Origin of the sequence: Polynucleobacter sp. HIN6 (genome assembly GCF_030297575.1) — a bacterium.
Classification (GTDB): Bacteria; Pseudomonadota; Gammaproteobacteria; order Burkholderiales; family Burkholderiaceae; genus Polynucleobacter.
Map to the genome: position 1 here is coordinate 1,405,751 of NZ_AP028137.1, position 23,683 is coordinate 1,429,433.

Genomic DNA, 23,683 nt, shown 5'->3' on the forward strand with positions numbered 1-23,683 from the left:
TCAAATGATTTATATCGATACGAGTGTTTTTGTCGCTCTGTGTTCGCGCGAGGCCAAGAGCAAAGCTGTAGAGGCTTGGTATGAAAAAGCTGATAGCAATCTTATTAGCTCGGTCTGGACTTTTACTGAGTTTGCCAGCGCCCTAGCAATTAAAGAGCGAACTGGACAAATCACCCATAAACAAAGTCGGGGAGCCTGGGCTCTTTTTGAAAAAATTTGCTCGAATGATGTGGAATTGCTTCCAATTAAAGTCAATACTTTTTATTCTGCTGGTCTTTTTACACTGGATGCGAAGTCCAACCTTCGCGCGGGCGATGCATTGCATCTATCCGCTGCAAGAGAAATGAAGTCAAAATTAATTGTGACGCTCGATAAAGTGCTGGCTAAGAACTCAGAGAGAGTAAAGATTAAAGCGCTCGTTCTTTAGGCGATCGAGCGAATCACCTCTAAACCACCCATATAGGGCTGCAGTACCTTGGGGATCCGGATGCTGCCATCGGCTTGCTGATAATTTTCCAGTAGAGCTACACCAGTTCTACCAACCGCAAGGCCCGAGCCATTTAGAGTGTGAAGTAGTTCGGGTTTGTTTTGACCGACTTTATAACGCGCTTGCATCCGCCTAGCTTGAAAGTCGCCCATGTTGGAGCACGAACTAATTTCCCGATAGGCATTTTGTGATGGGATCCAGACTTCGAGATCATAGGTCTTGGCGCTTCCAAAGCCCATATCACCGGTACAGAGAAGCATGCGTCGGTACGGTAATTCGAGAAGTTCCAGAATTCTCTCAGCGTGGGCGGTGAGCTCTTCCAAAGCCTGCATCGATTTCTCGGGATGGCTGATGTGAACTAACTCGACCTTGTCAAATTGATGCTGACGGATCATGCCGCGCACATCACGCCCATAACTACCCGCTTCCGAGCGAAAGCATGGGGTATGGGCCACATACTTGAGTGGTAACTGGTCTGCATTAATAATTTCATCACGGACCAGATTCGTCACCGGCACTTCAGCAGTGGGAATGAGATAAAAGTTTTCAATCCGCTCGCCACCATCATCCGGATGCTCACCACCCATCTTACGCGGTACTTTGAATAAATCAGCCTCAAACTTGGGTAACTGTCCGGTTCCCTGCATCGCTTGCGCGCTCACCATATACGGCGCATAAACCTCTTGATAGCCATGGTGTTCGGTGTGTACATCCAGCATAAATTGCGCGAGTGCACGATGCAACTTCGCCGCATTGCCCTTAAGAACCACAAAACGCGCGCCACTGATTTTGGATGCTGCATCAAAATCTAGCCCAATAGGGGCACCTAGATCGACGTGATCCTTGGGGGTGAAATCAAATTCTGTCGGTTTACCCCAGACCTTCATCTCTTTATTTTCGTCGGCCGTCATACCAACCGGTACGCTCTCATCCGGTAAGTTCGGGATGTTGAGCATCAAGTCTTTAATTTGATCTTGTAAGGTCGATAAGCGAGTGGAATTTTTCTCAAGCGCTTGGTTAACGCTCGCCGACTCAGCAAGTTCTGCATCGGCATTCTCACCTTTGCCTTTTTTCATACCAATGGCTTTGGCCAATTGATTGCGTTTGGCTTGCAACTCTTCGGTACCTGCTTGAAGCTGTTTGCGCTCATTCTCAAGCTGTGTAAACAGGTTGGTATTTAGCTCAAACTTGCGCGTGGCCAAGCGTGCCTTAACGCTTTCTAAATCTTTACGAAGCAGTTGGGGGTCTAGCATACGATTCCTTCGGGTTCAAGCCATTAGTTTAGTCGCAAGACCTCGGCACCCTGTGGAGGCTTAAATTGAAAGCGGCTACTATCCACGCTCGGATTGATTTGCATCTGATTGAAAATCACGAGCACCATGCTGCCAAATCCGTCGGTCAGCTCCAATGCTTTAGGCAATCCAGAGCCCATGCCAATCGCAATTTGCGTATAAGGTAAATCGCCCTGCCCGGGTTTTGCCTTTGGCTTTAGGTTTACCCACTGCAAATTGGTTTTGGTGCCCGCTTCCTCTAAATCAAACTGCTGATCAAGAGCGACATCCCCAAACAGGATGGCGGCAGGCGAGGCGGCTAAGGCCTGATTGGCTGATCGGATGGTTAATTGATTGAGGTCCTTATCCCACATGAGCAATTGCTTACCATCCATGATGAGTTTTTGCTCATACGGCTTTTGGGTATCCCACACAAAGCGCCCCGGGCGCTGGAAGATAAATTGCCCTGAGGTTTGCCGAATCATTTTCAATTGATCTTGCGGCTCATTAGGTTTGGGGGTGCGCATTTGTTGCTGCACAAACTCACCTTGGGCAGAGCGCACGGTCTTCACAAATTGCTTGAGCTGTTCAATCCCCGAAGGAGTTGTGGGTTGCGCATGAATCGCATTTGGAATAGCCAATGCTGCGACGACGAAATAGAAAATAAAACGCTTCATTGTTTAGGATTTGATGACTTATTCGCTGGGGCGAACCAGAATCTCACGGTTACCATTGCCGCCCATCTTCGAGACTAGGCCCGCTTTTTCCATATCCTCTAAAAGGCGCGCAGCGCGGTTATAACCAATGCGTAAATGCCGCTGCACGAGCGAGATCGAAGCACGCTTGTTCTCAAGGACGATAGCAACGGCTTGATCGTAGAGTGGATCGGCTTCGCCACCGCCATTGCCGCCACCATTTAAGGCGTCCATGGTGGACTCATCGGCACCTTCGAGCACACCCTCGATGTAGTTAGCCTCACCCTTCTCTTTAAGCCAGGAAACCACGCGATGCACCTCATCGTCGGATACGAATGCACCATGCACCCGAATTGGTAAACCCGTTCCCGGTGGCATATACAACATATCACCCATTCCCAACAGTGTCTCAGCGCCTTGTTGGTCTAGGATGGTACGGCTATCGATCTTGCTACTCACCTGGAATGAAATACGTGTTGGAACGTTGGCTTTGATCAAACCGGTGATGACATCCACACTCGGACGTTGGGTTGCCAACACCAAATGAATTCCGGCGGCACGTGCTTTTTGTGCAATCCGTGCGATCAACTCTTCGATCTTCTTGCCTGAGACCATCATCAGATCTGCAAGCTCATCGATGATCACCACAATAATGGGGGCCTTGTAGAGTGGCTCAGGATCCTCAGGAGTTAAGCTAAAGGGGTTGGTGAGTTTCTCGCCCTTGGCTTCGGCCTCCATAATCTTTTTGTTAAAGCCCGCTAAGTTACGCACACCAAACTTGCTCATGAGTTTGTAGCGCCGCTCCATCTCATTGACTGCCCAATTGAGCGCGTTATAGGCCTGCTTCATGTCGGTTACTACGGGGCACAACAGATGGGGCACCTTCTCATAGACCGACATCTCTAGCATCTTGGGATCGATCATGATGAGTCGTACTTCATCCGGTTTGGCCTTAAAGAGGATCGACAAAATCATGGCGTTGATCCCGACCGACTTACCCGCACCCGTAGTACCCGCCACCAAGCAATGTGGCATCTTCACTAAATCTGCAACCATGGGGCTACCCGCAATATCCTTACCCAAGGCTAGTGTGAGTAGAGAATGGTTGTCGTTATAGACCTGGGAGCTCAAAATCTCCGAGAGGTAGACCGACTGTCGCGTTGGATTGGGTAACTCAAGCGCCATACAGGTCTTACCGGGGATGGTCTCGACCACGCGCAAGCTCACGACACCCAAAGAACGTGATAGGTCGCGTGAGAGGTTCACAATTTGACTGCCCTTCACACCGACTGCAGGCTCGATCTCATAACGCGTCACAACCGGTCCTGGATAAGCAGCAATCACCTTAGCTTGCACCCCAAAATCGTCGAGCTTGCGCTCAATCAATCTGGAGGTGAACTCTAGGGTCTCAGCAGAAATTGTTTCTTTTGCCTCCGGAACTGGGTCAAGAAGCGAGAGTGGTGGCAACTCCGAGTCCGGAATTTCTACAAAGAGTGGTTGCTGCTTCTCGCGCTCAACCCGCTCACTCTTCACAATCTTTAAGGGTTGATTAAAGATTTGTACCTTGGGTGCCACTTCTTCCCGAATCCGCACTTCCTCGACGTGCTCTTCACGCTCAACCGCAGCTTGCTCGCCAATCTTTTGATCTTCTTGCTCCTCGCGCTTCTCACGCAGACGTCGAATACTTAGCTCGATAAATCGTCCCACTTGCTCAGAAAGCGTGAGCCACGAGAAATGTAAAAACAGAGAGAGGCCAGCTGCCAAGCCAAAGATCAAAATCAGAGTGGCGCCCGTAAAGCCAAACGCCATTTGCAGGGGATCCCCGATTACTTCGCCCAAGATACCGCCCGGGGGTCTGGGCAGCTCCCATTTCAAAGAATGCATCCGAATCGACTCTAGTCCCATGCTGCAGGTGAGGGTCAAGGCAAAGCCCAACCAACGGGTCCAAAAGGATTCGGGTCTAGCCTCTGGATCAACTGGTAATGGCACACTCCAGAGCTCACGCCAACCTTGATACACACGCCGACCAAATAATACGACCCACCAAAATGCCGATACCCCAAAAATGTAGAGCATCAAATCAGCGGTCCATGCTCCAATACGACCACCAATATTTTTAGGAACCTCAAAACTAGCGTGCGACCAGGCTGGATCGGATTTAGTGTAGGTAATCAGAACCGCAAATAAGCCAAGGCAGATGGCAAGCATCAGCATCCAGCGTACTTCAGCAATTAAGCGAGACATCTTGCCAGTGCCGCCTTCGGGAGGCAGCGGGGTCTTAATTTGTGGGAGCGAGCTACGAGCCATGTTCACCTGATTGTAAACAAGCATTGGCCTTCAAACTCTATAATTTAGGGATGACGACAACTACTAAACACTCTAAAGTACTGATTCTGGGCTCGGGCCCAGCCGGCTACACCGCTGCGGTCTATGCCGCCCGCGCCAACCTCAAGCCCACCCTGATTACCGGGCTCGCGCAAGGCGGCCAGCTCATGACCACCACCGATGTGGAAAATTGGCCTGCTGACCCCAATGGCGTCCAAGGACCCGAGCTCATGGATCGCTTTCTAAAGCATGCCGAGCACTTTAATACCGAGATCATTTTTGATCACATCCATACGGCAGCCCTCACTGAAAAACCGATTCGTCTGGTAGGTGACTCAGGAACTTACACCTGTGATGCGCTCATCATCTCGACGGGAGCTTCCGCTCAATACCTTGGGCTTCCTAGTGAGGAGGCATTCATGGGTCGGGGGGTTTCAGGGTGTGCAACCTGTGATGGCTTCTTTTACAAGGGTCAGGATGTGTGCGTAGTCGGCGGTGGTAATACGGCCGTTGAGGAAGCGCTCTATCTGACTGGCATTGCCCGAAAGGTAACGGTCATCCATCGCCGAGATAAGTTCCGTGCAGAGCCGATTCTGAATGATCGCTTAATGGCAAAAGTAGCCGAAGGTAAGGTTGAACTCAAACTCAACGCCACCCTCGATGAAGTCTTGGGTGATGACAAGGGGGTGACGGGAGTTCGTATCAAAAAACAGGATGGCAGCACCGAAGAAATTGCGGTATCAGGTGCCTTCATTGCGATTGGTCACAAACCCAATACCGATTTGTTCGTAGGTCAACTTGATATGAACAATGGCTACATCAAAACGCACTCGGGCTTAGAGGGCAATGCCACAGCAACCAATATCCCTGGTGTCTTTGCAGCAGGTGACGTCCAAGATCACATCTATCGCCAGGCCATTACCAGTGCGGGCACGGGTTGTATGGCAGCATTGGATGCGCAGCGTTATCTGGAAGGTCTCGAGTAATTGTTCTTGACTTAAGCCTGCTCCCTAAGCAAAACGCCCAGCAATGCTGGGCGTTTTAATTTGATCCGTTACGACCTAACGAACCACAGGCAAGAGTGGCACGATTAAGAGTGCCACGATATTAATGATCTTAATGAGTGGGTTGACTGCTGGGCCCGCAGTATCTTTGTAGGGGTCACCTACGGTATCGCCAGTCACGGCAGCTTTGTGCGCTTCTGAACCTTTGCCACCATGGTTACCCTCTTCAATGTATTTCTTGGCATTATCCCAAGCACCGCCACCGGTACACATGGAGATTGCGACAAAGAGTCCCGTAATAATCGTGCCCATCAAGAGTCCGCCCAATGCTGCTGGTCCCAAGAATAGGCCGACCAGAATCGGAACCACCACTGGTAAGAGCGAAGGAATGATCATTTCCTTGATCGCTGCAGAAGTGAGCATGTCGACCGCTTTGCCGTACTCTGGCTTTGCAGTTCCTTCCATGATGCCGGGGATCTCCCTGAACTGACGGCGCACTTCCTCCACCACAGCTCCAGCGCAACGCCCTACTGCCTCCATCGCCATCGCACCAAAGAGGTAAGGAATCAAGCCACCAATAAAGAGGCCGATGATGACCATATGGTTCGAAAGATCAAAGGTGACTTGCTGACCAATTGCTTCTAAAGCATGGGTGTAGTCGGCAAAGAGTACCAAGGATGCAAGACCGGCTGAGCCAATCGCGTAACCTTTAGTGACCGCTTTGGTGGTGTTACCCACCGCATCCAATGGATCAGTAATATCGCGGACCGAATCCGGCAAACCTGCCATCTCGGCAATACCACCAGCATTGTCTGTAATTGGGCCATAGGCATCGAGCGCCACCACAATCCCTGCGAGTGAAAGCATGGCCGTTGCGGCTACAGCGATACCGTAAAGACCTGCTAAGTAATACGCGGCAAAGATGGCGATACAGACGAAGATCACTGGGTAAGCTGTCGAGCGCATCGATACGCCTAAGCCTGCAATGATGTTTGTGCCATGACCTTTGGTGGAGGCTTCAGCGATATGCTTGACCGGTTTGTAATCGGTACCGGTGTAGTACTCGGTGATCCACACTAAACCCGCAGTGAGTAGCAGGCCCACAATCGATGAGCCAAATAAGCGCCACTGGCTACCCGGAATCCCCAAGGCATCGTCTGGAATGATCCAGTTGGTCACGAAGTAAAAACCAACGAGTGAGATCACACCTGAGATGATCAAGCCTTTATACAAAGCGGGCATGACATTTTTCATGCCGGGGCTTGCTTTAACAAACGAGCAGCCAATAATCGAGGCAATGATCGAAATACCGCCAAGGACTAACGGGTAGACCACTGCCGCAACGGGAGCATTCATCACCATTAGTGCGCCCAAGACCATGGTTGCGATTAAGGTCACCGCATAGGTCTCAAATAAGTCGGCGGCCATTCCTGCGCAATCACCCACGTTATCGCCTACGTTATCGGCGATCACCGCCGGATTGCGCGGATCATCCTCTGGAATACCTGCTTCGACTTTACCCACCAAGTCGGCGCCGACGTCGGCGCCCTTAGTAAAGATACCGCCGCCCAGACGTGCAAAGATTGAAATTAAGGAAGATCCGAAGGCTAAACCAATTAAGGGGTGCAACACGTCCGAGAGGTCTTGACCGTTATCCATCGACACCAGGAGCATGAAAAATACACCGACGCCCAAGAGTCCTAAACCAACCACGAGCATGCCGGTGATAGCGCCGCCTTTGAAGGCGACGTTCAAAGCTTGGTTCATGCCCTCAGTTGCTGCTTGCGCAGTACGCACATTCGCACGCACGGAGACGTTCATACCAATGAAGCCGCAAGCTCCCGATAAAACAGCGCCGATCACAAAACCAATCGCAGTTGCTAAATCGAGGAAGACCGCCATCAGAATGGTTAGCACTACGCCCACAATTGCAATCGTTTTATATTGGCGCGCGAGATAAGCAGCCGCACCCTGCTGAATCGCTTCGGCAATCTCAACCATCTTGGCATTGCCAGTGTCTTGTTTAAGAATCCACGTACGCATCACAAAGCCATAAACCACTGCGATGACGCCGCACGCTAAGGCAAAATACAGACCTACAGTCACATCACTCATGCTAAATCACTCCTACTTGGTTGAGGATTCAATTTAATTTTGATACGACAATCTTGCTATTCGCCTAAAGGCTTAAAATAGCAAGCCTAGCTTTCAAAAGTATCCAACAGATTTAGTGATTTGCCACTTTGCTAAGATCAGGGTATCTACTAAGCAGACCGATTTTTATTTAATTTGGAGTATGTATGAGTCTTGATAACGTCAGCCCAGGAAAACGGGTTCCCGAGAACTTTAACGTCATTATTGAAATCCCCATGAACGCCGACCCCATTAAATATGAGGTCGATAAGGAAACCGGGGCGATCTTCGTGGACCGCTTTATGGGCACCGCCATGCACTATCCCTGCAACTATGGTTACATTCCCAAGACCATTGCGGGCGACGGTGATCCAGTCGACGTCTTGGTAATTACACCCTTTCCATTGATTCCTGGCGTGGTGGTTAGCTGCCGTGCCCTAGGCGTCTTACAAATGAACGATGAAGCTGGTGACGATGCCAAGTTACTAGCCGTTCCTGAAGATCGCATTTTATCGATCTATAGCCATTGGGAGAGCTCCGAGGATATCAACCAGATGCGTTTGAATCAGATTCAGCATTTCTTTGAGCATTACAAAGATCTTGAGAAAGGCAAGTGGGTCAAGGTCAAAGGCTGGGGCTCGATTGCCGACGCGCACAAAGAGATTACCGATGGTATGGCCCGCTATCAGAAAGAGAAGGCATAAATATGAATCGTGCATGGCGTAGGTTATGAGTCAGCGCACTCATTCCCCCATGCAGATTGCCATGGCGCAACTCAATCCTCTTTTAGGGGATTGCGTTGGCAACGCGCAAGCGATTTTTCAGGCAGCGCAAGATGCCCATGAACACGGCGCCAGTCTACTTTTAACTCCAGAGCTTTCTTTAACTGGCTACCCTCCAGAAGATCTATTACTGCGCCCCGGATTTATTCAAGAGACGCAGACCGTTTTGCAATCCCTTTGCGAACAATTAAAGGGATTGGAAGGCCTCACCGTGATTGTGGGCCACCCCTGCGAATCCGATGCGGGTCTGCGCAATTCAGCATCAGTTATTCAGAATGGCAAAGTGATTGCCACGTACTTCAAACAGGAATTGCCCAATCACGAAGTATTTGATGAGAAGCGTTATTTTGTGGCGGGTGAGAATGCCTGTGTTTTTGATCATCACGGTTTAAAACTAGGTGTTTTGTTATGCGAAGACATTTGGCATTCAGAGCCAGCGCGTCTAGCCAAGAATGCGGGGGCGCAAATACTGGTAGTCCTCAATGCTTCACCCTACCATTTGCAAAAAGAACAGACTCGCTACGAACTACTCAAAGAGCAGAGTCAAGCCTGTGGCCTACCCATCCTTTATCTCAATATGGTGGGTGGACAAGACGAACTCGTCTTTGATGGCGGATCCTGCGCTGTGAACTCCTATGGCGAGCTGGTGTTTGCCATGCCGCAGTTTCAGGAAGGGGTCGGATTTATTGAGCTTATAGGAGGCGAACCGCAACGAGGCGAGATTACTCCCGCATTAACTCTCGAGGCGCAAGTCTATGCCGCACTAGTGATGGGGACGCGTGATTATGTCCACAAGAACCGTTTTCCAGGAGTAATTCTTGGCTTGTCAGGTGGCGTGGACTCCGCCTTAGTCTTAGCGATTGCAGTCGATGCACTGGGCGCAGAGAAAGTGCGCGCAGTCATGATGCCCTCGCCTTACACCGCTGAAATTTCTTGGCTCGATGCCCGTGAGTTGGCATCCAACTTGGGCGTGCAATACGATGAGATTTCGATTCAGGAGCCGGTGAAGGCTTTTGAAGATGCTCTACAAGCACAGTTTGCCAATTTACCGAGCGACACCACCGAAGAAAATATTCAGGCACGGGTGCGTGGCACGATCTTGATGGCCCTCTCCAATAAAACGGGTCGCTTGGTTCTTACCACCGGCAATAAGAGTGAGATGGCGGTTGGCTATTGCACCCTCTACGGTGATATGGCTGGGGGCTTTGCGGTGATTAAAGATATTGCCAAGACCTTGGTCTATCAATTATGTCGCTATCGCAATCAGATCAAACCAGTGATTCCAGAGCGAATTCTGACGCGCCCACCGTCGGCAGAACTGCGCCCCAATCAAACTGATCAAGATAGTCTGCCACCGTATGAGGTGCTTGATGCGATCTTGGCGCGTTATATGGAACAGAATCAATCAAGCGCTGAGATCATTGCAGCAGGCTATGATTCTGCGGCAGTGCAAAAAATTACCCGCCTCATTCAAATCAATGAATACAAACGGCGTCAGGCGCCCCCGGGTGTCAGAATTACTGCACGCGCTTTTGGCCGAGATTGGCGCTACCCCATTACTTCTGGAGCGAAGCTCTAGACCTAAAAATAGTGGGGACATGAATAGGTCATGATCCTTGAGTATGATGGAGGCAAAGGAGACACTATGAAACTGATTACATCCATTATTAAACCGTTCAAACTTGATGAGGTCCGTGAGGCACTTGCCGAAGTTGGCGTTACTGGTCTGACGGTCACTGAGGTGAAGGGCTTTGGTCGCCAAAAGGGTCACACCGAACTCTATCGGGGCGCCGAGTATGTTGTCGACTTTTTACCCAAGGTGAAAGTGGAAGTGGTTGTGGCCGATAACTTGGTGGAAATCGTCACCGAAGCGATCATCAAAGCAGCGCGTACTGGAAAAATTGGGGACGGCAAAATTTTTGTGAGCCCAGTTGAGCAGGCGATCCGCATTCGTACCGGTGAAGTAGACGACGCCGCTGTCTAGAAGGCCACTTCTTCCAAAATAATGCTCTTGGCATTTGGGTTATCAATTTTCACTTTATAACCCTGAAAAAAGAGATCCGTTTGACCTAAGCCAGAGGTCATCACTACAAAGGGGGCCTTTCCATAGAAGGAATATGAGCCCCCTGCTTCTAAGCTCTTTTTCTCCAGTTTGCCGCTTGCATCTTTAATGCAGATCGTTTGGGCACTTCGGCTTTGCACATAGACCATATTGCCAGGCTTTGATGCGCTAGCCATGCGGTAACTTTTTGGACTGGCATCTTCCGATGGGCAAGTATTTGTCGCCTCTGAAGCAACGAGTGCTGGGGCGTTGGCAGTTGGTGCCGGACTTACTACTTCTTCCTTTTTGGACTCTGCTGCAATCGTTTCCGATGGCAGTTTTGCGACCTCTACTGACTTCAATGGCTGCGGTTGATTCATATTCAGAGTCACCATTCCAATGGCGGCGGCGATTGCAGCACTACCAAAGTAAATGAGAGTGCGATTCTTTTTAATAATTGGCTTGGGAGTCTCATCAAACCGCTCAAGCTGCTCCACCTTTTGGTCTGCAGTCTTTTTTGGAGTCGTGCGTTTAGGTTGAGAAGTTTTCTTCTGAGATTCTTCTTCCTTAACAGGCTCAGAAGAGTTCGATTGTGCCTCTAGTGGCGAAGATAGACTTACTACTTCCTTTGAAGTCTCTTGACGGACTTTTGCAGCTTCGATCAAGTCAGGTCCAAAATCAAATACATCCTCTTGGCTGATGCCCAACTCATCGGCTACCCGTTTTGCTGCATTCGCTTTAATCGCCAGGGAATAGAAATGGCTTTTCTCACCATTTTCAAGCTGCTCAATTTGTTTAGTCGAAAAGCAAACCTTGCTCGCTAATTCGGAGACAGTGAGACCCTTGGCTTCACGAGCCTTTTTAAGAACCTCTCCTCGAACATCTGGAACGCGTTTATTCATCACCAAATGCGTCTCACTTTTATATAGTTTTTATAATTATTTGTAATTGAATCAATGCCTTGTATATCAATCGTATCGGCTTAATTACTTCAGAATATGACATAAATAACAATATTTGGCTATCGACTCTAGGGCTAATACTTACCTTGTTAAATTGGACTCCAAATAGAATTTCACCAAATCCTGAACCGAGTTCGCTTGCATTTTTTCCATGACCCTGGCCTTATGGACCTTAATCGTGGCATCAGTCGTGCCTAAGCGCTCAGCAATTTCTTTATTCATGAGGCCCTCCACGAGCAAGGCGCAGACCTCTTTCTCTCGAGGTGTTAGCGAACTGAAGTTACGCTTGATCTCGCCATCTTTTAAATTACGTTTCAGTTGTTTTTGGTCGTAATCAAGAGCTTGATCGATAGCTTGCAAGAGCTCATCAATATTGAAGGGCTTAAACAGAAAATCCAGCGCACCTTTTTTAAGACCTTTGACGATCTGCTGGGGATGACTCTGGCCACTCAAAAACACAATCGGAGTTTTACGACCTAGCTTTTCCAAGAGCTCCATTAAATCGAGACCACTCACATCTGGCATTTGCATATCAAGAATGATGACTGCCGGTGCAACCGGTAATGAATTTTGTAAAAACGAAGTGGCACTCTCAAAATCTTGTATCGAGTAACCAACATCGCGCAACATCCGCGCCAATGAATCTCTCATCGAGTTGTCATCATCGATGAGATACACGGTGCCGGTTAATCGCGTCATGGCTTATCATTACCTTGAAATTACTTATAGATCAACAATGTAACCCCCCATAACTGGACTGGCTATTAGCTATAAGGCTAATTTTGCTGGATATCCCTAAAATACCTTTCTACATCAATACGTGAATCACAAACCCATGAGAACTTATCTTTGTATTGTTTGCGGCTTTATTTATGACGAATCAGCAGGCCGCCCCGAGGATGGCATTGCACCTGGCACCAAATGGGACGATGTCCCTGCCGATTGGGCCTGCCCTGATTGCGGGGCAGGAAAAGACAGCTTTGAAATGATGGCAATTTAATCGCGGAGACAATGACATGGCAGACCAAAAACAAACCCCAAAACGCATGAATGAGCGTTCACGCATGGTGACCGAAGGGGTTGCACGCGCACCCAATCGATCCATGTACTACGCCATGGGCTACAAAGAGGAAGATTTTGTGAAGCCGATGGTGGGCGTCGCCAACGGCCACTCCACCATTACCCCATGTAATAGCGGCCTACAAAAACTAGCCGATGCGGCAATCGATGCTCTGGAGAAAGCGGGTGCCAAAGCCCAAGTCTTTGGTACGCCCACAGTCTCCGATGGAATCGGTATGGGCACGGAGGGTATGAAATACTCCCTGGTCTCACGCGAGGTGATTGCTGACAGTATTGAGGTTTGTGTCAACGGCCTCTGGCAAGACGGCGTGGTGGTCATTGGTGGCTGTGACAAAAACATGCCCGGCGGCATGATTGCGCTAGCGCGCACCAATGTTCCTGGAATCTATGTATACGGCGGCACCATCAAAGCAGGCCATTACAAAGGTAAAGAGCTCAATATCGTTTCTGCCTTTGAGGCTGTTGGTGAATTTACCTCCGGACGCTTAACCGAGGAGGACCTCAAAGGCGTTGAGCAAAACGCTTGTCCAAGCAGTGGTTCTTGTGGTGGCATGTATACCGCCAATACCATGAGCTCCTCCTTTGAAGCGCTAGGGATGAGTCTGCCCTACTCTTCAACCATGTCCAACGTAGACCAAGAAAAGGTCGATAGCGCAGCCGAGTCAGCCCGCGTATTGGTTCAAGCGATCAAAAATAATATTCGGCCACGCGACATCATTACCAAAAAATCCCTTGAGAATGCGGTCAGTGTCATCATGGCCGTCGGCGGTTCGACCAATGCTGTCTTGCATTTCTTGGCGATTGCCAGTGCTGCGGAGATTGAGTGGACCATTGATGACTTTGAGCGGATTCGTAAACGCGTCCCCGTGATCGCCGACATGAAACCATCGGGCACGTATTTGGCACCCGATCTGCATCTAGCAGGCGGCATTCCACAGGTTATGAAGATTTTGTTAGACGGCGGTCTACTCCATGGTGATTGCATGACCATCACCGGCAAAACGATTGCGGAGACCCTCAAAGACGTTCCATCCAAACCAAGAGCCGATCAAAAGGTCATTCGGACTTTAGATAATCCGCTCTATCCCCAAGGGCACTTGGCAATCCTCAAGGGCAATATCTCGCCCGAGGGCTGTGTCGCCAAAATTACTGGCCTCAAGAATCCATCGATTACAGGTCCAGCTCGCGTATTCAACTCCGAGGATGAGGCCATGGAGGCCATCATGGCTCAGAAAATTAAGCATGGTGATGTGGTCGTGATTCGTTATGAGGGTCCCAAAGGCGGTCCCGGTATGCGAGAAATGTTAGCTCCTACTTCCGCTCTAGTTGGCCAGGGGCTTGGTGAGACCGTTGGACTCATCACCGATGGGCGGTTCTCAGGGGGTACCTGGGGAATGGTGGTCGGGCACGTCGCTCCTGAAGCGTTTGTAGGCGGCACCATTGCCCTGATTGAAGAAGGTGACTCGGTCACGATCGATGCGCATAAGTTGTTAATCCAACTCAATGTTCCTGAGGAAGAGATTGCTAAACGGCGCGCCGCCTGGAAACAACCAAAATCCCGCTACACACGCGGTTTATTGGCTAAATATGCCCGTTTAGCAAGCTCTGCCAGCAAAGGAGCTGTTACTGACCAAAATCTGGATTAATTAACTTAACTCGACACAGCCTGAATCGCCCATAGCGAGGCAGGCTGTATGACTACTGCGGCCTGACTAGTGCTTCATGTGCCCAGAACCTGAGCCCATCTCGCGCACCGGTACCTTGATTTCAACTTCACCGGCTTTCTGAAATTTCAGCTTAACTGGTACAGCCTCACCAGCCTTAAGCGGGCTTTTGATGTCCATAAACATCAGGTGCAAACCACCTGGTTTGAGCTCGACGGACCCGTTTGCTGGCACATCAATCACTTTCACCTCGCGCATTTTCATGACGTTGCCATCCATTGTCATGGTATGCAATTGCATCTCGCCAGCGACTGGGGAGCTTGCTGCAATTAATTGATCAGCAGCCCCTTTGTTTTCAATCTTCATAAATCCGCCCGCAGCTTTTTGCCCAGGGGCCGTCGCGCGTGCATAAGGGTGCTCAATCTTGAGTTGCCCAATTCGATACTCTGGGCTCTTCATATCATTGTGCGCCAAAGTGGAGCTTGAAAACGCGATCAGAGCACTTGCTGTCACTGCTTGTAAAAAATTGATGTTCATATAAATCCTTCAAATGAAAACTACATTGCATAAAGGGTTCAAAACCCCTGCCACTAAATTAGACGCAATGATTTGAAGGCGGTCCCTGAGAGGGGAGCTTGACCCACGCAAAGAGAGTTTTGGGAGACTCCAAATAGAGACTGGGAGTCAAAATAGGTATTGCAGGGCTTGCAAATCCAAGATTGGTTAGTAGGTTCAATGGCGCCATTGATTGCGCGACACAGTAGGGACAGTCGCCGGCCATCGTAGTCGGCGCTTCAGTATCTAAATTAACGGTTTGCTTGGAACCATCCACCACACACAGTTCCATGGTCAGAAAATTTGTATTGGCCGATTGGAAAAAGGCTTGGGCTAGAGATGGGGTAAAAATACTCCATGAAAAGGCGATTGCACAAAGCCAATGGATCAGTTTTTGGTGGGGGAAAAGCATATCGTTATTTTATCCAGAAAGGCTCTGGATGAAGAAAGGGGGCTTGCGCCCCCTTTTGGTGATTATGCAGCTGCTGCCTTTTGAGGTCTCAATTTTGAGATCAAAGGCCAGAACAACAGAATCAATGCTAGCCCTGTGATCGAACCGACCAAGGGGTTCGAGAAGAAGACTCCAAGATGACCTTGGGACACCAGCATCGCCTGACGGAAAGAATCCTCTGCGCGATCGCCCAATACCAAGGCCAAAACCATCGGCGCCATCGGGTAGTCAAGTTTCTTAAAGAGATAACCCAAGACACCGAAGCCTAACATCAGCCATACATCGAACATCGCGTTGTTCACGGTATAAGCACCAACCGAGCAAATCACAATGATTACTGGCGCAATGATCGAGAATGGGATCTTCAAAATCGATGCGAAGATGGGAACGCAGGTTAAGACCACAAACAAGGCCGCAATATTGCCCAGGTACATACTAGCAATCAAGCCCCAAACAAAGTCAGGCTGCTCCACAAACAGTAATGGGCCGGGCTGTAAACCCCAGATTAAGAGACCGCCCAACAACACGGCGGCAGTAGGTGAGCCGGGGATACCCAAAGACAACATTGGCAAAAGCGCAGCGGTACCTGCTGCATTGTTTGCTGTTTCAGGAGCAACCAAGCCCTCTTCAGAACCCTTACCAAATTCTTTAGGATTTTTGGACATTTGCTTGGCAAGGCCATAGCTCATAAATGCAGCTGGTGTTGCGCCACCGGGAGTAATACCCATCCAGCATCCAATTAAACAACTACGGAGTGTAGTTGCCCAGTAACGAGGCAGGCGCGCCCAGGTCTCAAACACCACCTTCGCACGAATCTTGGCGGTCTTGCCCGAGAAATTCAAGCCCTCTTCCATTGATTGCAAGATCTCACCGATACCAAAGAGGCCGATCACCGCGATCAAGAAATCAAAGCCGCGCATCAGTTCAGTAGAACCAAAGGTCAAACGTAATTGACCGGTCACGCTATCCATACCAACGGCTGCCAGAGCAAAGCCGAGCATCATGGCCGAGAGCACCTTAAATGGCGAACCCTTGTTCATGCCCACAAAGCTACAGAAGGTTAAAAGGTAGACCGCAAAGAACTCTGGTGGACCAAACCGCAGAGCAAACTTAGCCACAATCGGGGCCAAGAAGGTAATCATAATGATGGCAAACAAGGCGCCAACAAATGATGCGGTGAAGGAAATTGTTAAGGCTTCACCTGCTTTACCCTGCTGAGCCATCGGATAGCCATCAAAGGTTGTTGCAACTGACCACGGCTCACCCGGGATATTAAAGAGAATAGAGGTAATCGCACCGCCAAATAACGCCCCCCAATAAATACAAGAGAGCATGATGATGGCCGAGGTTGGCGACATCGTGAAGGTCAATGGCAACAAAATTGCAATGCCGTTGGCTCCACCCAAGCCAGGCAAGACGCCAATAATTACCCCAAGCGTCACGCCGACTAACATTAACATAATGTTAAATGGGGTTAGCGCAACTGCAAAACCGTTAAATAGTGCGTTAAGTTCTTCCACCGTACGTTCCTCTTATCGTTTTAGTTTTTGGGATGAATGTGTTTATTGAATACCAACCAATGCAAGCGGGTTAATTAACGAACCGCTTGGCAATGGGATCTGGAACCAGAACTCAAACATCATGTAGAGCGCTACGCTAATGGCAACGCCGAGAGCAAATGATTTCCAGGCGGCATACTTGCCAATCCAGATCATAAAAAAGGTAATGTAGATGGCAGCAGAAACATAGATTCCAATCAACTGCATTAAGAGAACAAAAACAAAGGCGGGAATCAAAACGGCCAAAACCTGACGAAATGGACCTTTGTCTACAAAAGACTCATTACTCAATTCTTTTTGGCGAATCGCCTGAATCAGGGTTGCAGCACTAGAAATCAAAATAATCAAACTAATGTAAAAAGGGAAATAGCCTGCTTGAGGGCCATCGCTACCCCAGCTCGACCCCAATTTAATACTGCCTTGCATGATGACGATTGCAAAGACAAGGAAGGCAAGCGCAACCACGATTTCGGCGGTACGCATACTCAATAAAGCGTTTTGATTAGATTGCTCTGACATAACCGTACTTTTCTAGTAGTTTTAAATCATTAGGTAAAAAAATAAGACCCCACATTGAGGTCTTATTTTTCAAGTCACATAATTACTTCGCAAGAAATCCTGCTTCTTTCATGAGCTGAGCATGGGTAGCATCAGCCTTTTCTAACCAGCTGACAAACTCTTTACCTGACATAAAGGTTTGATTGAATGCGCCGTCGATCATAAATTTCTTCCACTCGGGTGTCTCACGAACTTTTTTGAACAAGTCGACATAGAAGTCTACTTGCGCCTGAGTCACTCCAGGTGGCATGAAAATGCCGCGCAACATGACATAGTCGGTGTTCACACCAACCTCACGGCAAGTTGGAACATCATTCCATGATTGAGTCGCTGTAATTTTCTCTTTGTAAGGCATACGCTGCGTGTCAAACACACACTGGGCAGTTAGAGAGCCAGCACGCCACTGAGCAACAGCTTCGATTGGGTTGTTAACCGTGGAATCCACATGATTACCCACCAACTGAACCGCTACGGCGCCACCACCAGCAAATGGCACATAAGTGAACTTAGTACCCGTTGCTTTCTCAAGCGCTACCGTAATGATTTGGTCCTCTTGTTTGGATCCAGTTCCACCCATCTTGAACTTACCAGGTCCTGCAGCTTTAGCAGCATCGATGTAGTCTTTGGCAGACTTGTAACCTTTGCTGGTATTAGTCCACAACACGAATTGGTCAAGAGCCAACATCGCCACTGGAGTCATGTCCTGCCATTTGAAAGGCACTCCGGTTGCGCGTGGGGTGGTGAAAAGATTAGACAAAGTAATAATGATCTTATGGGGATCACCTTTGGCTTCCTTGATTGCCAGATAACCCTCAGCACCTGCGCCAGCACCCTTATTCACAGGGATGACTGACTGCTTCATTAGGTTGTTCTTTGTAATAATTCCCTGAATCATTCGCGCCATTTGGTCAGCGCCACCGCCAGGACCGGCGGAGATAATGAATTCAACTGGTTTTGTTGGCTCCCACTTAGCCTGTGCTTGAGCGGTGGTGGTGGCAGCAAAACCTGCCATTAACGCAACACTCAATAAAGTGGACTTGAATTTCAAACGCATGGCTGCTCCTCCAAAAAGTTTTTTCAAAGTATTAAATTTGTTATGTAGCAACTTTGATGACTAATTCTTCAATAAAAGTTTTAGACAAAAATTGACAGACATCAACAAACAAAAATTTTCACATAAGTAAAACCCGTACTGACTAGTGAAAACCCGTACTTTAAGCACTTATTTAAGGGGCAAACTGGTGCCGGAAATAGGAATCGAACCTACGACCTTCGCATTACGAATGCGCTGCTCTACCAACTGAGCTATTCCGGCATGAACCTTTGGAAAATACTGCGTTCAGACTGAGATTTTATCCCAGCAAAATCAATGCCTTTGCGAGGCGCTAGGTTGAGCGTCTCCCAACGCTTTAGAAACAACCTCGCGCACGTCTGGGGAAAGCCGACTGACTGTTGCTAGGGTCTTTAGCGCCGCTTTCATCGGCTTCTGGTAGCGTGATGCAAACTGACGCCAACGGTCTAAGCCACGGGCCAGTCGCGCCGCTACTTGAGGATTGATCTCATCTAATGCAATCACTTGCTCGGCCCAAAAGGCATAGGTCACACCATCGACCCCATGAAATCCACCTGGGTTACTCAAACAAAATGCATGAATGAGGCTGCGCACCCGATTAGGATTATTCATCTGAAATGCGGGGTGTCGCATCAGCTCTTGCACATGACCAAGCACAGACTGACCCTTGGTTTGCGGGGGTCGCATTGCTTGTAAGGCAAACCACTTATCAACCACGAGCGGGTCTTCCGCAAAGCGCTGATAAAAATCAGCTAAGGCATTCTCAGCCTGGGGTGCATGAGCGAATACAAGGGCCTGTAATGCCGCAAAGCGATCGGTCATGTTGTTCGCTAACTCGTATTGCTCTTCGGCCACCTCATACCAGTGAGTGTCCTTCGTTTCTAAAAGCATCATCAGCGCATCATTTTTGAGAGCGCGCCGACCCATACTCATTGCGTCCGGGCTATAGCTCGCTGAGGTTTGGAGCGAGCGGTAGGTCTTTTCCCAGTCGGATTTAAGCGCTTGCGCTAGAGCAGACTTAAAACCTCTACGCGCCCAATGCAATTGCTGAGGGTCAACCAACTGAACCTGCTCATACAAATAGGTTTCGGCTGGCAGTGTAAAGAGAAGTTGTTTGAACGCCGGATCCAATTGCGGATCGACCAACAATTCACGGTAGGCCTCTAGCAATCGCCGATCGGGCTCTCGACCTACCAAAATCAATTGCTGAGCTAGTTTTTGCACAGCCTCCCACCGATTAAATGAATCCGTCTCATTTGCCATGAGAGCGAGCAACTCTGCTTCGCTTTGCTCGTGCTCAATCACAATGGGTGCCGAGAAATCCCGATTGATCGAAAGCACTGGTTTTGCCGGGATTTGCTTGACTACCCACGTTTGCTCTGACTGGGTTAGCTCTAGCAATACTTCTTGACCAAAATGCTTTGCTTCTTTTGCAGTAATGGATGCGCCCTTTTCAAATAACAAACTCGCCTTCAAGGGAATATGAAATGGTTTTTTGGTCTTCTGCCCAGGTGTTGGGGGGCAATGTTGTTTGAGGGTCAAGCGATATTCTTTCTTCCGTGCATCAAACTGTTCATTGACTTGAACTCGCGGAGTACCCGATTGGCTGTACCAGTTTTTAAACTGGCTGAGATCGCGCTCATTCGCATCAGCCATCGCGGCAATGAACTCATCACAGGTCACCGCCGTCCCATCGTGACGCTTGAAATACAAATCCATGCCGCGACGAAAGCCATCAACCCCAAGTAAGGTTTGGTACATGCGCACTACCTCCGCACCCTTCTCATAGACCGTTACTGTATAGAAGTTATTAATTTCTTGATACTCATCGGGCCGTATCGGATGAGCCATGGGCCCCGCATCCTCGGGGAACTGTAGCTGGCGAAGTAAACGCACATCATCGATGCGCTTAACCGCCCGACCAGACTCTGTACCTATTTGATCGGCTGAAAACTCTTGATCCCGAAAGACGGTTAAACCTTCTTTCAGGGATAGTTGAAACCAATCCCGACAGGTCACGCGGTTGCCTGTCCAATTATGAAAATACTCGTGGGCTACTACGCTCTCAACATTGGCAAAATCCGTATCCGTTGCCGTTTGCGCATCCGCCAGCACAAACTTGGTATTGAAGATATTGAGGCCCTTGTTCTCCATCGCCCCCATATTGAAATCACTCACCGCCACAATCATGAAGCGCTCTAAATCAAGCTCTAAACCAAAGCGCTTCTCATCCCAAACAATCGATCGCTTTAGCGAGTCCATCGCGTGGTAGGTTTTATGCAGATCCCGCGGCTCAACCCAAATTTGCAATAGTTTTTTATCACCACTCCGAGAAGTAATCACATCCTCTGAGCAAACTAATTTTCCAGCCACCAAGGCAAACAGATAGGAAGGCTTTGGAAACGGGTCTTCCCAAATGGTGCTGTGCCAACCATCGGCCAAATCCTCTTTAGCAATCAAATTGCCATTCGAGAGTAAGACTGGGTAATCGGCTTTGAGTGCTCGCATAGTCACGCGGTAGCGCGCCATCACATCGGGACGATCCTGGAAATACGTGATTTTCCGAAAACCCTCTGCTTCGCACTGCGTGAAGAAATTACCACGTGAGACATACAAGCCCATCAATGAGGTGTTTTTCTCAGGAATGCATGCGGTTTTGATTTCAATCACAAAACGTTGCTTGCCTCCTTGAGGTAAACCATGAATCACCAGTCTCCCCGGCGTTAGCTCCAAATGGCGATGCGTCTCGCCATTGATACGCAGACTAATGAACTCGAGATCTTCGCCATGCAAAATAAGGGGAAGCTCGTCTTTCGAGGTTTGCGTGATCTCACTAGGGATCACCTCAATGCGACTATGCACAAGGGTGCGTTGCGGCATTAATTCAAAATCAAGCTCTACTTGGCCAAATTGATAATCGGGAGCTTTGTATTGAGAGCGCAAAAAGCGCTTGGCAGAATCGGTTCGCATGGAACGATTTTAGTTGGATCTTTACTTAGCGCTTACGCAAGATCCCCACCCCAAAGTAAGGTCGCCATTCCAAGCACAATGAATATCATCGCCGCAATACGATGCACCCACGTAATTGGCAAGCGCTTGGTAAATTGCTTACCAAGCCATACCGCAGGAGCATTCGCGAGCATCATGCCAAGAGTTGTCCCAATCGTGACCGACACCACACTGTCATACTTCGCTCCCAGAGCAATCGTGGCGATTTGGGTCTTATCACCCATTTCGGCAATGAAAAATAAGCTGGTGGTCAATACAAAAATTGCCCAAGCCCCTTTTGCTGCTTTTGCAGCTTGGTCCTCATCCAATTTGTCGGGGATAAGTAGCCAAGCGCCAAGGGCTAAAAATCCAATTCCCAGAATCCAACGCAATAGATCAGGACTGAGTAGCCCAGCAACCCAATGTCCCACATAAGCAGCGAGCGCATGGTTAACAAGCGTTGCCAGCAAGATCCCCCAAATAATCGGCCAGGCATGCTTGGGATAGCGCGCTGCGAGCATGAGTGACAAAAGCTGGGTCTTGTCCCCGATTTCTGCGAGGGCAACCACCCCGGTAGAAATGAATAATCCATAAAAATCCATATAAATCAGATATTTAAATAAAATCTATCAATATTTTTAATTAATACAATTTGGCTATCATAGGAAAAAACCCTAAACTGCGTGCATCTTAATTTTTCTCTAAAGGCAATTCCATGACTTTACGCGAAGGCAATCTCGAAGCCCCAACTAGACACCCCTTGGACTGGACCAATCCGGACTTCTACAACACCGAGAAACTCGAAGCCGAGATGGAGCGGGTATTTGATCTTTGCCATGGTTGCCGTCGTTGCGTCAATCTTTGCGGCTCATTCCCTACCCTCTTTGACCTCGTCGATGCGACCGAGGAAGGTGAAGTAGAAGGTGTGGCAAAAGCCGATTATCAAAAGGTGGTTGATCAGTGCTATCTGTGCGACGTTTGCTACATGACCAAGTGTCCCTACACCCCACCTCACCCTTGGAATATTGACTTCCCGCATTTGATGTTGCGCGCGAAGGCGGTTGCCTTCAAAGAAGGGAAAACCACCTTCCGTGACAAATTATTATCTTCCACCGACAAGCTTGGTCAGTTTGCAGGCATTCCAATCGTGACCCAAGCGGTCAATGCGGTGAACAATATGGGCGTCACCCGTTTAATGATGGAAGGCGCCTTAGGCGTTGATAAAAAAGCATGGGTTCCTGAATACGCTTCGAAGACCTTCCCCCAATTGGCGACGCCATCGGCAGCGTTTCCAGTGAAAGATGGTCAACGCACCCCCGGTAAAGTCGCGATTTATGCTACTTGCTACATCAACTACAACGAGCCTGGTATTGGTCAAGATCTCATTAAGATCCTCAATCACAACCAGATCCCGTATGCCCTGGTTGATAAAGAGGCTTGCTGTGGTATGCCTAAACTCGAATTAGGTGACCTTGAGTCCGTAAAAGAAAACAAGGAAAAGAACATCCCCAAACTTGCGAAGTTGGCACGTGAGGGCTATGCCATCGTGACCCCAATTCCATCGTGCACTTTAATGTTTAAGCAAGAGCTGCCATTGATGTTCCCTGATGACGCTGATGTGCAAGCAGTCAAAGACGCGATGTGGGATCCCTTTGAGTACTTTATTGCTCGCAGCAAAGATGGTCTCTTAAACCAAGACTTCAAAGAGGAGTTGGGTCATGTGAGCTATCACGTCGCCTGCCATTCCCGCGTGCAGAACGTTGGTCAGAAAACCGCTGAGGCATTGAAACTCATTCCAGGAACCGAAGTGAATGTGGTGGAGCGCTGCTCAGGCCACTCCGGAACCTGGGGCGTCAAGAAAGAGTTTCATGCGATGGCAATGAAGATTGGACGTCCAGTATTCCGTAGCATGGCTGAAGAATCACCAAACTATATTAGCTCCGATTGCCAACTCGCTGGCCACCACATTGCGCAAGGAATGGATGAACTGGGTCTGCCCAAGACCGCGATGGCTCATCCACTCACACTAATGGCCAAGGCCTACGGACTCTAAATC

Annotated in this window: 21 protein-coding genes and 1 tRNA gene; 8 read left to right on the forward strand and 14 right to left on the reverse strand. The window is 49.0% G+C overall.

The window, feature by feature from the left end; genetic code table 11:
- Nucleotides 1-4 precede the first annotated feature (4 nt).
- On the forward strand, nucleotides 5-427 hold the full coding sequence (locus QUE66_RS06980; RefSeq protein ID WP_286223340.1) for a type II toxin-antitoxin system VapC family toxin: 423 nt from the start codon (nucleotides 5-7) through the stop codon (nucleotides 425-427).
- On the opposite strand, the gene serS is transcribed toward QUE66_RS06980, so the two are convergent.
- From serS to QUE66_RS06995, 3 genes are read right to left on the reverse strand one after another with little or no spacing between them, the layout of a single operon-like run.
- The gene (gene serS / locus QUE66_RS06985; RefSeq protein ID WP_286223341.1) at nucleotides 424-1,740 is read right to left on the reverse strand and encodes a serine--tRNA ligase; all 1,317 of its coding nucleotides are present in this window, start codon (nucleotides 1,738-1,740) and stop codon (nucleotides 424-426) included. The two genes, QUE66_RS06980 and serS, sit on opposite strands and share 4 nt — an antisense overlap.
- 23 nt (nucleotides 1,741-1,763) lie before the next feature.
- The gene (locus QUE66_RS06990) at nucleotides 1,764-2,435 is read right to left on the reverse strand and encodes an outer membrane lipoprotein carrier protein LolA (protein WP_286223342.1); all 672 of its coding nucleotides are present in this window, start codon (nucleotides 2,433-2,435) and stop codon (nucleotides 1,764-1,766) included.
- Between the two features lie 18 nt (nucleotides 2,436-2,453).
- Nucleotides 2,454-4,760 carry a DNA translocase FtsK gene (locus tag QUE66_RS06995; protein WP_286223343.1) on the reverse strand — a complete coding sequence of 769 codons (2,307 nt, stop codon included), beginning with the start codon at nucleotides 4,758-4,760 and terminating at the stop codon, nucleotides 2,454-2,456.
- A gap of 50 nt (nucleotides 4,761-4,810) precedes the next feature.
- On the opposite strand from QUE66_RS06995, the gene trxB reads away from it, so the two are divergent.
- On the forward strand, nucleotides 4,811-5,764 hold the full coding sequence (gene trxB, locus QUE66_RS07000; RefSeq protein WP_286223344.1) for a thioredoxin-disulfide reductase: 954 nt from the start codon (nucleotides 4,811-4,813) through the stop codon (nucleotides 5,762-5,764).
- A 75-nt stretch (nucleotides 5,765-5,839) separates the two neighbouring features.
- Here the strand turns inward: trxB and QUE66_RS07005 are convergent, their stop codons facing one another.
- Nucleotides 5,840-7,897 (reverse strand): sodium-translocating pyrophosphatase, encoded by a 2,058-nt coding sequence (locus QUE66_RS07005; RefSeq protein ID WP_286223345.1) that lies wholly within the window; start codon nucleotides 7,895-7,897, stop codon nucleotides 5,840-5,842.
- Between the two features lie 185 nt (nucleotides 7,898-8,082).
- On the opposite strand from QUE66_RS07005, the gene ppa reads away from it, so the two are divergent.
- From ppa to QUE66_RS07020, 3 genes are all read left to right on the forward strand, one after another.
- Entirely contained in the window at nucleotides 8,083-8,619 is a 537-nt protein-coding gene (ppa, locus tag QUE66_RS07010; RefSeq protein WP_286223346.1) for an inorganic diphosphatase, read from the forward strand.
- Nucleotides 8,620-8,644: 25 nt separating this feature from the next.
- Complete coding sequence (locus QUE66_RS07015) at nucleotides 8,645-10,276, forward strand: NAD+ synthase (RefSeq protein WP_286223347.1); 1,632 nt, start codon at nucleotides 8,645-8,647, stop codon at nucleotides 10,274-10,276.
- A gap of 66 nt (nucleotides 10,277-10,342) precedes the next feature.
- Complete coding sequence (locus QUE66_RS07020; RefSeq protein WP_286223348.1) at nucleotides 10,343-10,681, forward strand: P-II family nitrogen regulator; 339 nt, start codon at nucleotides 10,343-10,345, stop codon at nucleotides 10,679-10,681.
- On the opposite strand, the gene QUE66_RS07025 is transcribed toward QUE66_RS07020, so the two are convergent.
- Nucleotides 10,678-11,640 (reverse strand): helix-turn-helix domain-containing protein, encoded by a 963-nt coding sequence (locus tag QUE66_RS07025; RefSeq protein WP_286223349.1) that lies wholly within the window; start codon nucleotides 11,638-11,640, stop codon nucleotides 10,678-10,680. The two genes, QUE66_RS07020 and QUE66_RS07025, sit on opposite strands and share 4 nt — an antisense overlap.
- 141 nt (nucleotides 11,641-11,781) lie before the next feature.
- Nucleotides 11,782-12,399 (reverse strand): response regulator transcription factor, encoded by a 618-nt coding sequence (locus tag QUE66_RS07030; RefSeq protein ID WP_286223350.1) that lies wholly within the window; start codon nucleotides 12,397-12,399, stop codon nucleotides 11,782-11,784.
- 136 nt (nucleotides 12,400-12,535) lie between these two features.
- Between QUE66_RS07030 and QUE66_RS07035 the strand changes: the two genes are divergently transcribed.
- Both QUE66_RS07035 and ilvD read left to right on the forward strand, forming a co-directional pair.
- Complete coding sequence (locus QUE66_RS07035; RefSeq protein WP_108508877.1) at nucleotides 12,536-12,700, forward strand: rubredoxin; 165 nt, start codon at nucleotides 12,536-12,538, stop codon at nucleotides 12,698-12,700.
- A 46-nt stretch (nucleotides 12,701-12,746) separates the two neighbouring features.
- Entirely contained in the window at nucleotides 12,747-14,426 is a 1,680-nt protein-coding gene (gene ilvD / locus QUE66_RS07040; protein ID WP_286224752.1) for a dihydroxy-acid dehydratase, read from the forward strand.
- A 66-nt stretch (nucleotides 14,427-14,492) separates the two neighbouring features.
- Here the strand turns inward: ilvD and QUE66_RS07045 are convergent, their stop codons facing one another.
- The 8 genes from QUE66_RS07045 to QUE66_RS07080 form a co-directional block, all read right to left on the reverse strand.
- Nucleotides 14,493-14,981, reverse strand: coding sequence for a copper chaperone PCu(A)C (locus tag QUE66_RS07045; protein ID WP_286223352.1), 489 nt, complete (start codon nucleotides 14,979-14,981; stop codon nucleotides 14,493-14,495).
- Nucleotides 14,982-15,039: 58 nt separating this feature from the next.
- Nucleotides 15,040-15,411, reverse strand: a complete 372-nt coding sequence (locus QUE66_RS07050; protein ID WP_286223353.1) for a DUF2946 family protein — start codon at nucleotides 15,409-15,411, stop codon at nucleotides 15,040-15,042.
- 62 nt (nucleotides 15,412-15,473) lie between these two features.
- Entirely contained in the window at nucleotides 15,474-16,970 is a 1,497-nt protein-coding gene (locus tag QUE66_RS07055) for a tripartite tricarboxylate transporter permease (protein WP_286223354.1), read from the reverse strand.
- Nucleotides 16,971-17,012: 42 nt separating this feature from the next.
- Entirely contained in the window at nucleotides 17,013-17,528 is a 516-nt protein-coding gene (locus QUE66_RS07060) for a tripartite tricarboxylate transporter TctB family protein (RefSeq protein ID WP_286223355.1), read from the reverse strand.
- Nucleotides 17,529-17,610: 82 nt separating this feature from the next.
- Nucleotides 17,611-18,621, reverse strand: a complete 1,011-nt coding sequence (locus QUE66_RS07065; protein ID WP_458574679.1) for a Bug family tripartite tricarboxylate transporter substrate binding protein — start codon at nucleotides 18,619-18,621, stop codon at nucleotides 17,611-17,613.
- 185 nt (nucleotides 18,622-18,806) lie between these two features.
- A tRNA-Thr gene (locus tag QUE66_RS07070) sits at nucleotides 18,807-18,882 on the reverse strand.
- Between the two features lie 51 nt (nucleotides 18,883-18,933).
- A complete protein-coding gene (pepN, locus tag QUE66_RS07075; RefSeq protein WP_286223356.1) occupies nucleotides 18,934-21,609 on the reverse strand; it encodes an aminopeptidase N in 2,676 nt (891 codons plus the stop codon).
- Nucleotides 21,610-21,641: 32 nt separating this feature from the next.
- A complete protein-coding gene (locus QUE66_RS07080) occupies nucleotides 21,642-22,229 on the reverse strand; it encodes a TMEM165/GDT1 family protein (RefSeq protein ID WP_286223357.1) in 588 nt (195 codons plus the stop codon).
- A 113-nt stretch (nucleotides 22,230-22,342) separates the two neighbouring features.
- Here QUE66_RS07080 and QUE66_RS07085 point away from each other — a divergent pair, with 113 nt between their 5' ends.
- On the forward strand, nucleotides 22,343-23,680 hold the full coding sequence (locus tag QUE66_RS07085) for a heterodisulfide reductase-related iron-sulfur binding cluster (RefSeq protein ID WP_286223358.1): 1,338 nt from the start codon (nucleotides 22,343-22,345) through the stop codon (nucleotides 23,678-23,680).
- The last annotated feature ends 3 nt before the right edge of the window (nucleotides 23,681-23,683 follow it).

Coding starts and splice junctions, on each gene's coding strand:
- ppa (WP_286223346.1), top strand. CDS start 8,083: ATGAGTCTTGATAACGTCAGCCCAGGAAAACGGGTTCCCGAGAACTTT.
- QUE66_RS07030 (WP_286223350.1), bottom strand. CDS start 12,399: ATGACGCGATTAACCGGCACCGTGTATCTCATCGATGATGACAACTCG.
- QUE66_RS07045 (WP_286223352.1), bottom strand. CDS start 14,981: ATGAACATCAATTTTTTACAAGCAGTGACAGCAAGTGCTCTGATCGCG.
- QUE66_RS07080 (WP_286223357.1), bottom strand. CDS start 22,229: ATGGATTTTTATGGATTATTCATTTCTACCGGGGTGGTTGCCCTCGCA.
- QUE66_RS07050 (WP_286223353.1), bottom strand. CDS start 15,411: ATGCTTTTCCCCCACCAAAAACTGATCCATTGGCTTTGTGCAATCGCC.
- QUE66_RS07025 (WP_286223349.1), bottom strand. CDS start 11,640: ATGAATAAACGCGTTCCAGATGTTCGAGGAGAGGTTCTTAAAAAGGCT.
- QUE66_RS06980 (WP_286223340.1), top strand. CDS start 5: ATGATTTATATCGATACGAGTGTTTTTGTCGCTCTGTGTTCGCGCGAG.
- QUE66_RS07060 (WP_286223355.1), bottom strand. CDS start 17,528: ATGTCAGAGCAATCTAATCAAAACGCTTTATTGAGTATGCGTACCGCC.
- QUE66_RS07035 (WP_108508877.1), top strand. CDS start 12,536: ATGAGAACTTATCTTTGTATTGTTTGCGGCTTTATTTATGACGAATCA.
- trxB (WP_286223344.1), top strand. CDS start 4,811: ATGACGACAACTACTAAACACTCTAAAGTACTGATTCTGGGCTCGGGC.
- QUE66_RS07020 (WP_286223348.1), top strand. CDS start 10,343: ATGAAACTGATTACATCCATTATTAAACCGTTCAAACTTGATGAGGTC.
- QUE66_RS06990 (WP_286223342.1), bottom strand. CDS start 2,435: ATGAAGCGTTTTATTTTCTATTTCGTCGTCGCAGCATTGGCTATTCCA.
- QUE66_RS07065 (WP_458574679.1), bottom strand. CDS start 18,621: ATGCGTTTGAAATTCAAGTCCACTTTATTGAGTGTTGCGTTAATGGCA.
- QUE66_RS07005 (WP_286223345.1), bottom strand. CDS start 7,897: ATGAGTGATGTGACTGTAGGTCTGTATTTTGCCTTAGCGTGCGGCGTC.
- ilvD (WP_286224752.1), top strand. CDS start 12,747: ATGAATGAGCGTTCACGCATGGTGACCGAAGGGGTTGCACGCGCACCC.
- QUE66_RS06995 (WP_286223343.1), bottom strand. CDS start 4,760: ATGGCTCGTAGCTCGCTCCCACAAATTAAGACCCCGCTGCCTCCCGAA.
- serS (WP_286223341.1), bottom strand. CDS start 1,740: ATGCTAGACCCCCAACTGCTTCGTAAAGATTTAGAAAGCGTTAAGGCA.
- pepN (WP_286223356.1), bottom strand. CDS start 21,609: ATGCGAACCGATTCTGCCAAGCGCTTTTTGCGCTCTCAATACAAAGCT.
- QUE66_RS07085 (WP_286223358.1), top strand. CDS start 22,343: ATGACTTTACGCGAAGGCAATCTCGAAGCCCCAACTAGACACCCCTTG.
- QUE66_RS07015 (WP_286223347.1), top strand. CDS start 8,645: ATGAGTCAGCGCACTCATTCCCCCATGCAGATTGCCATGGCGCAACTC.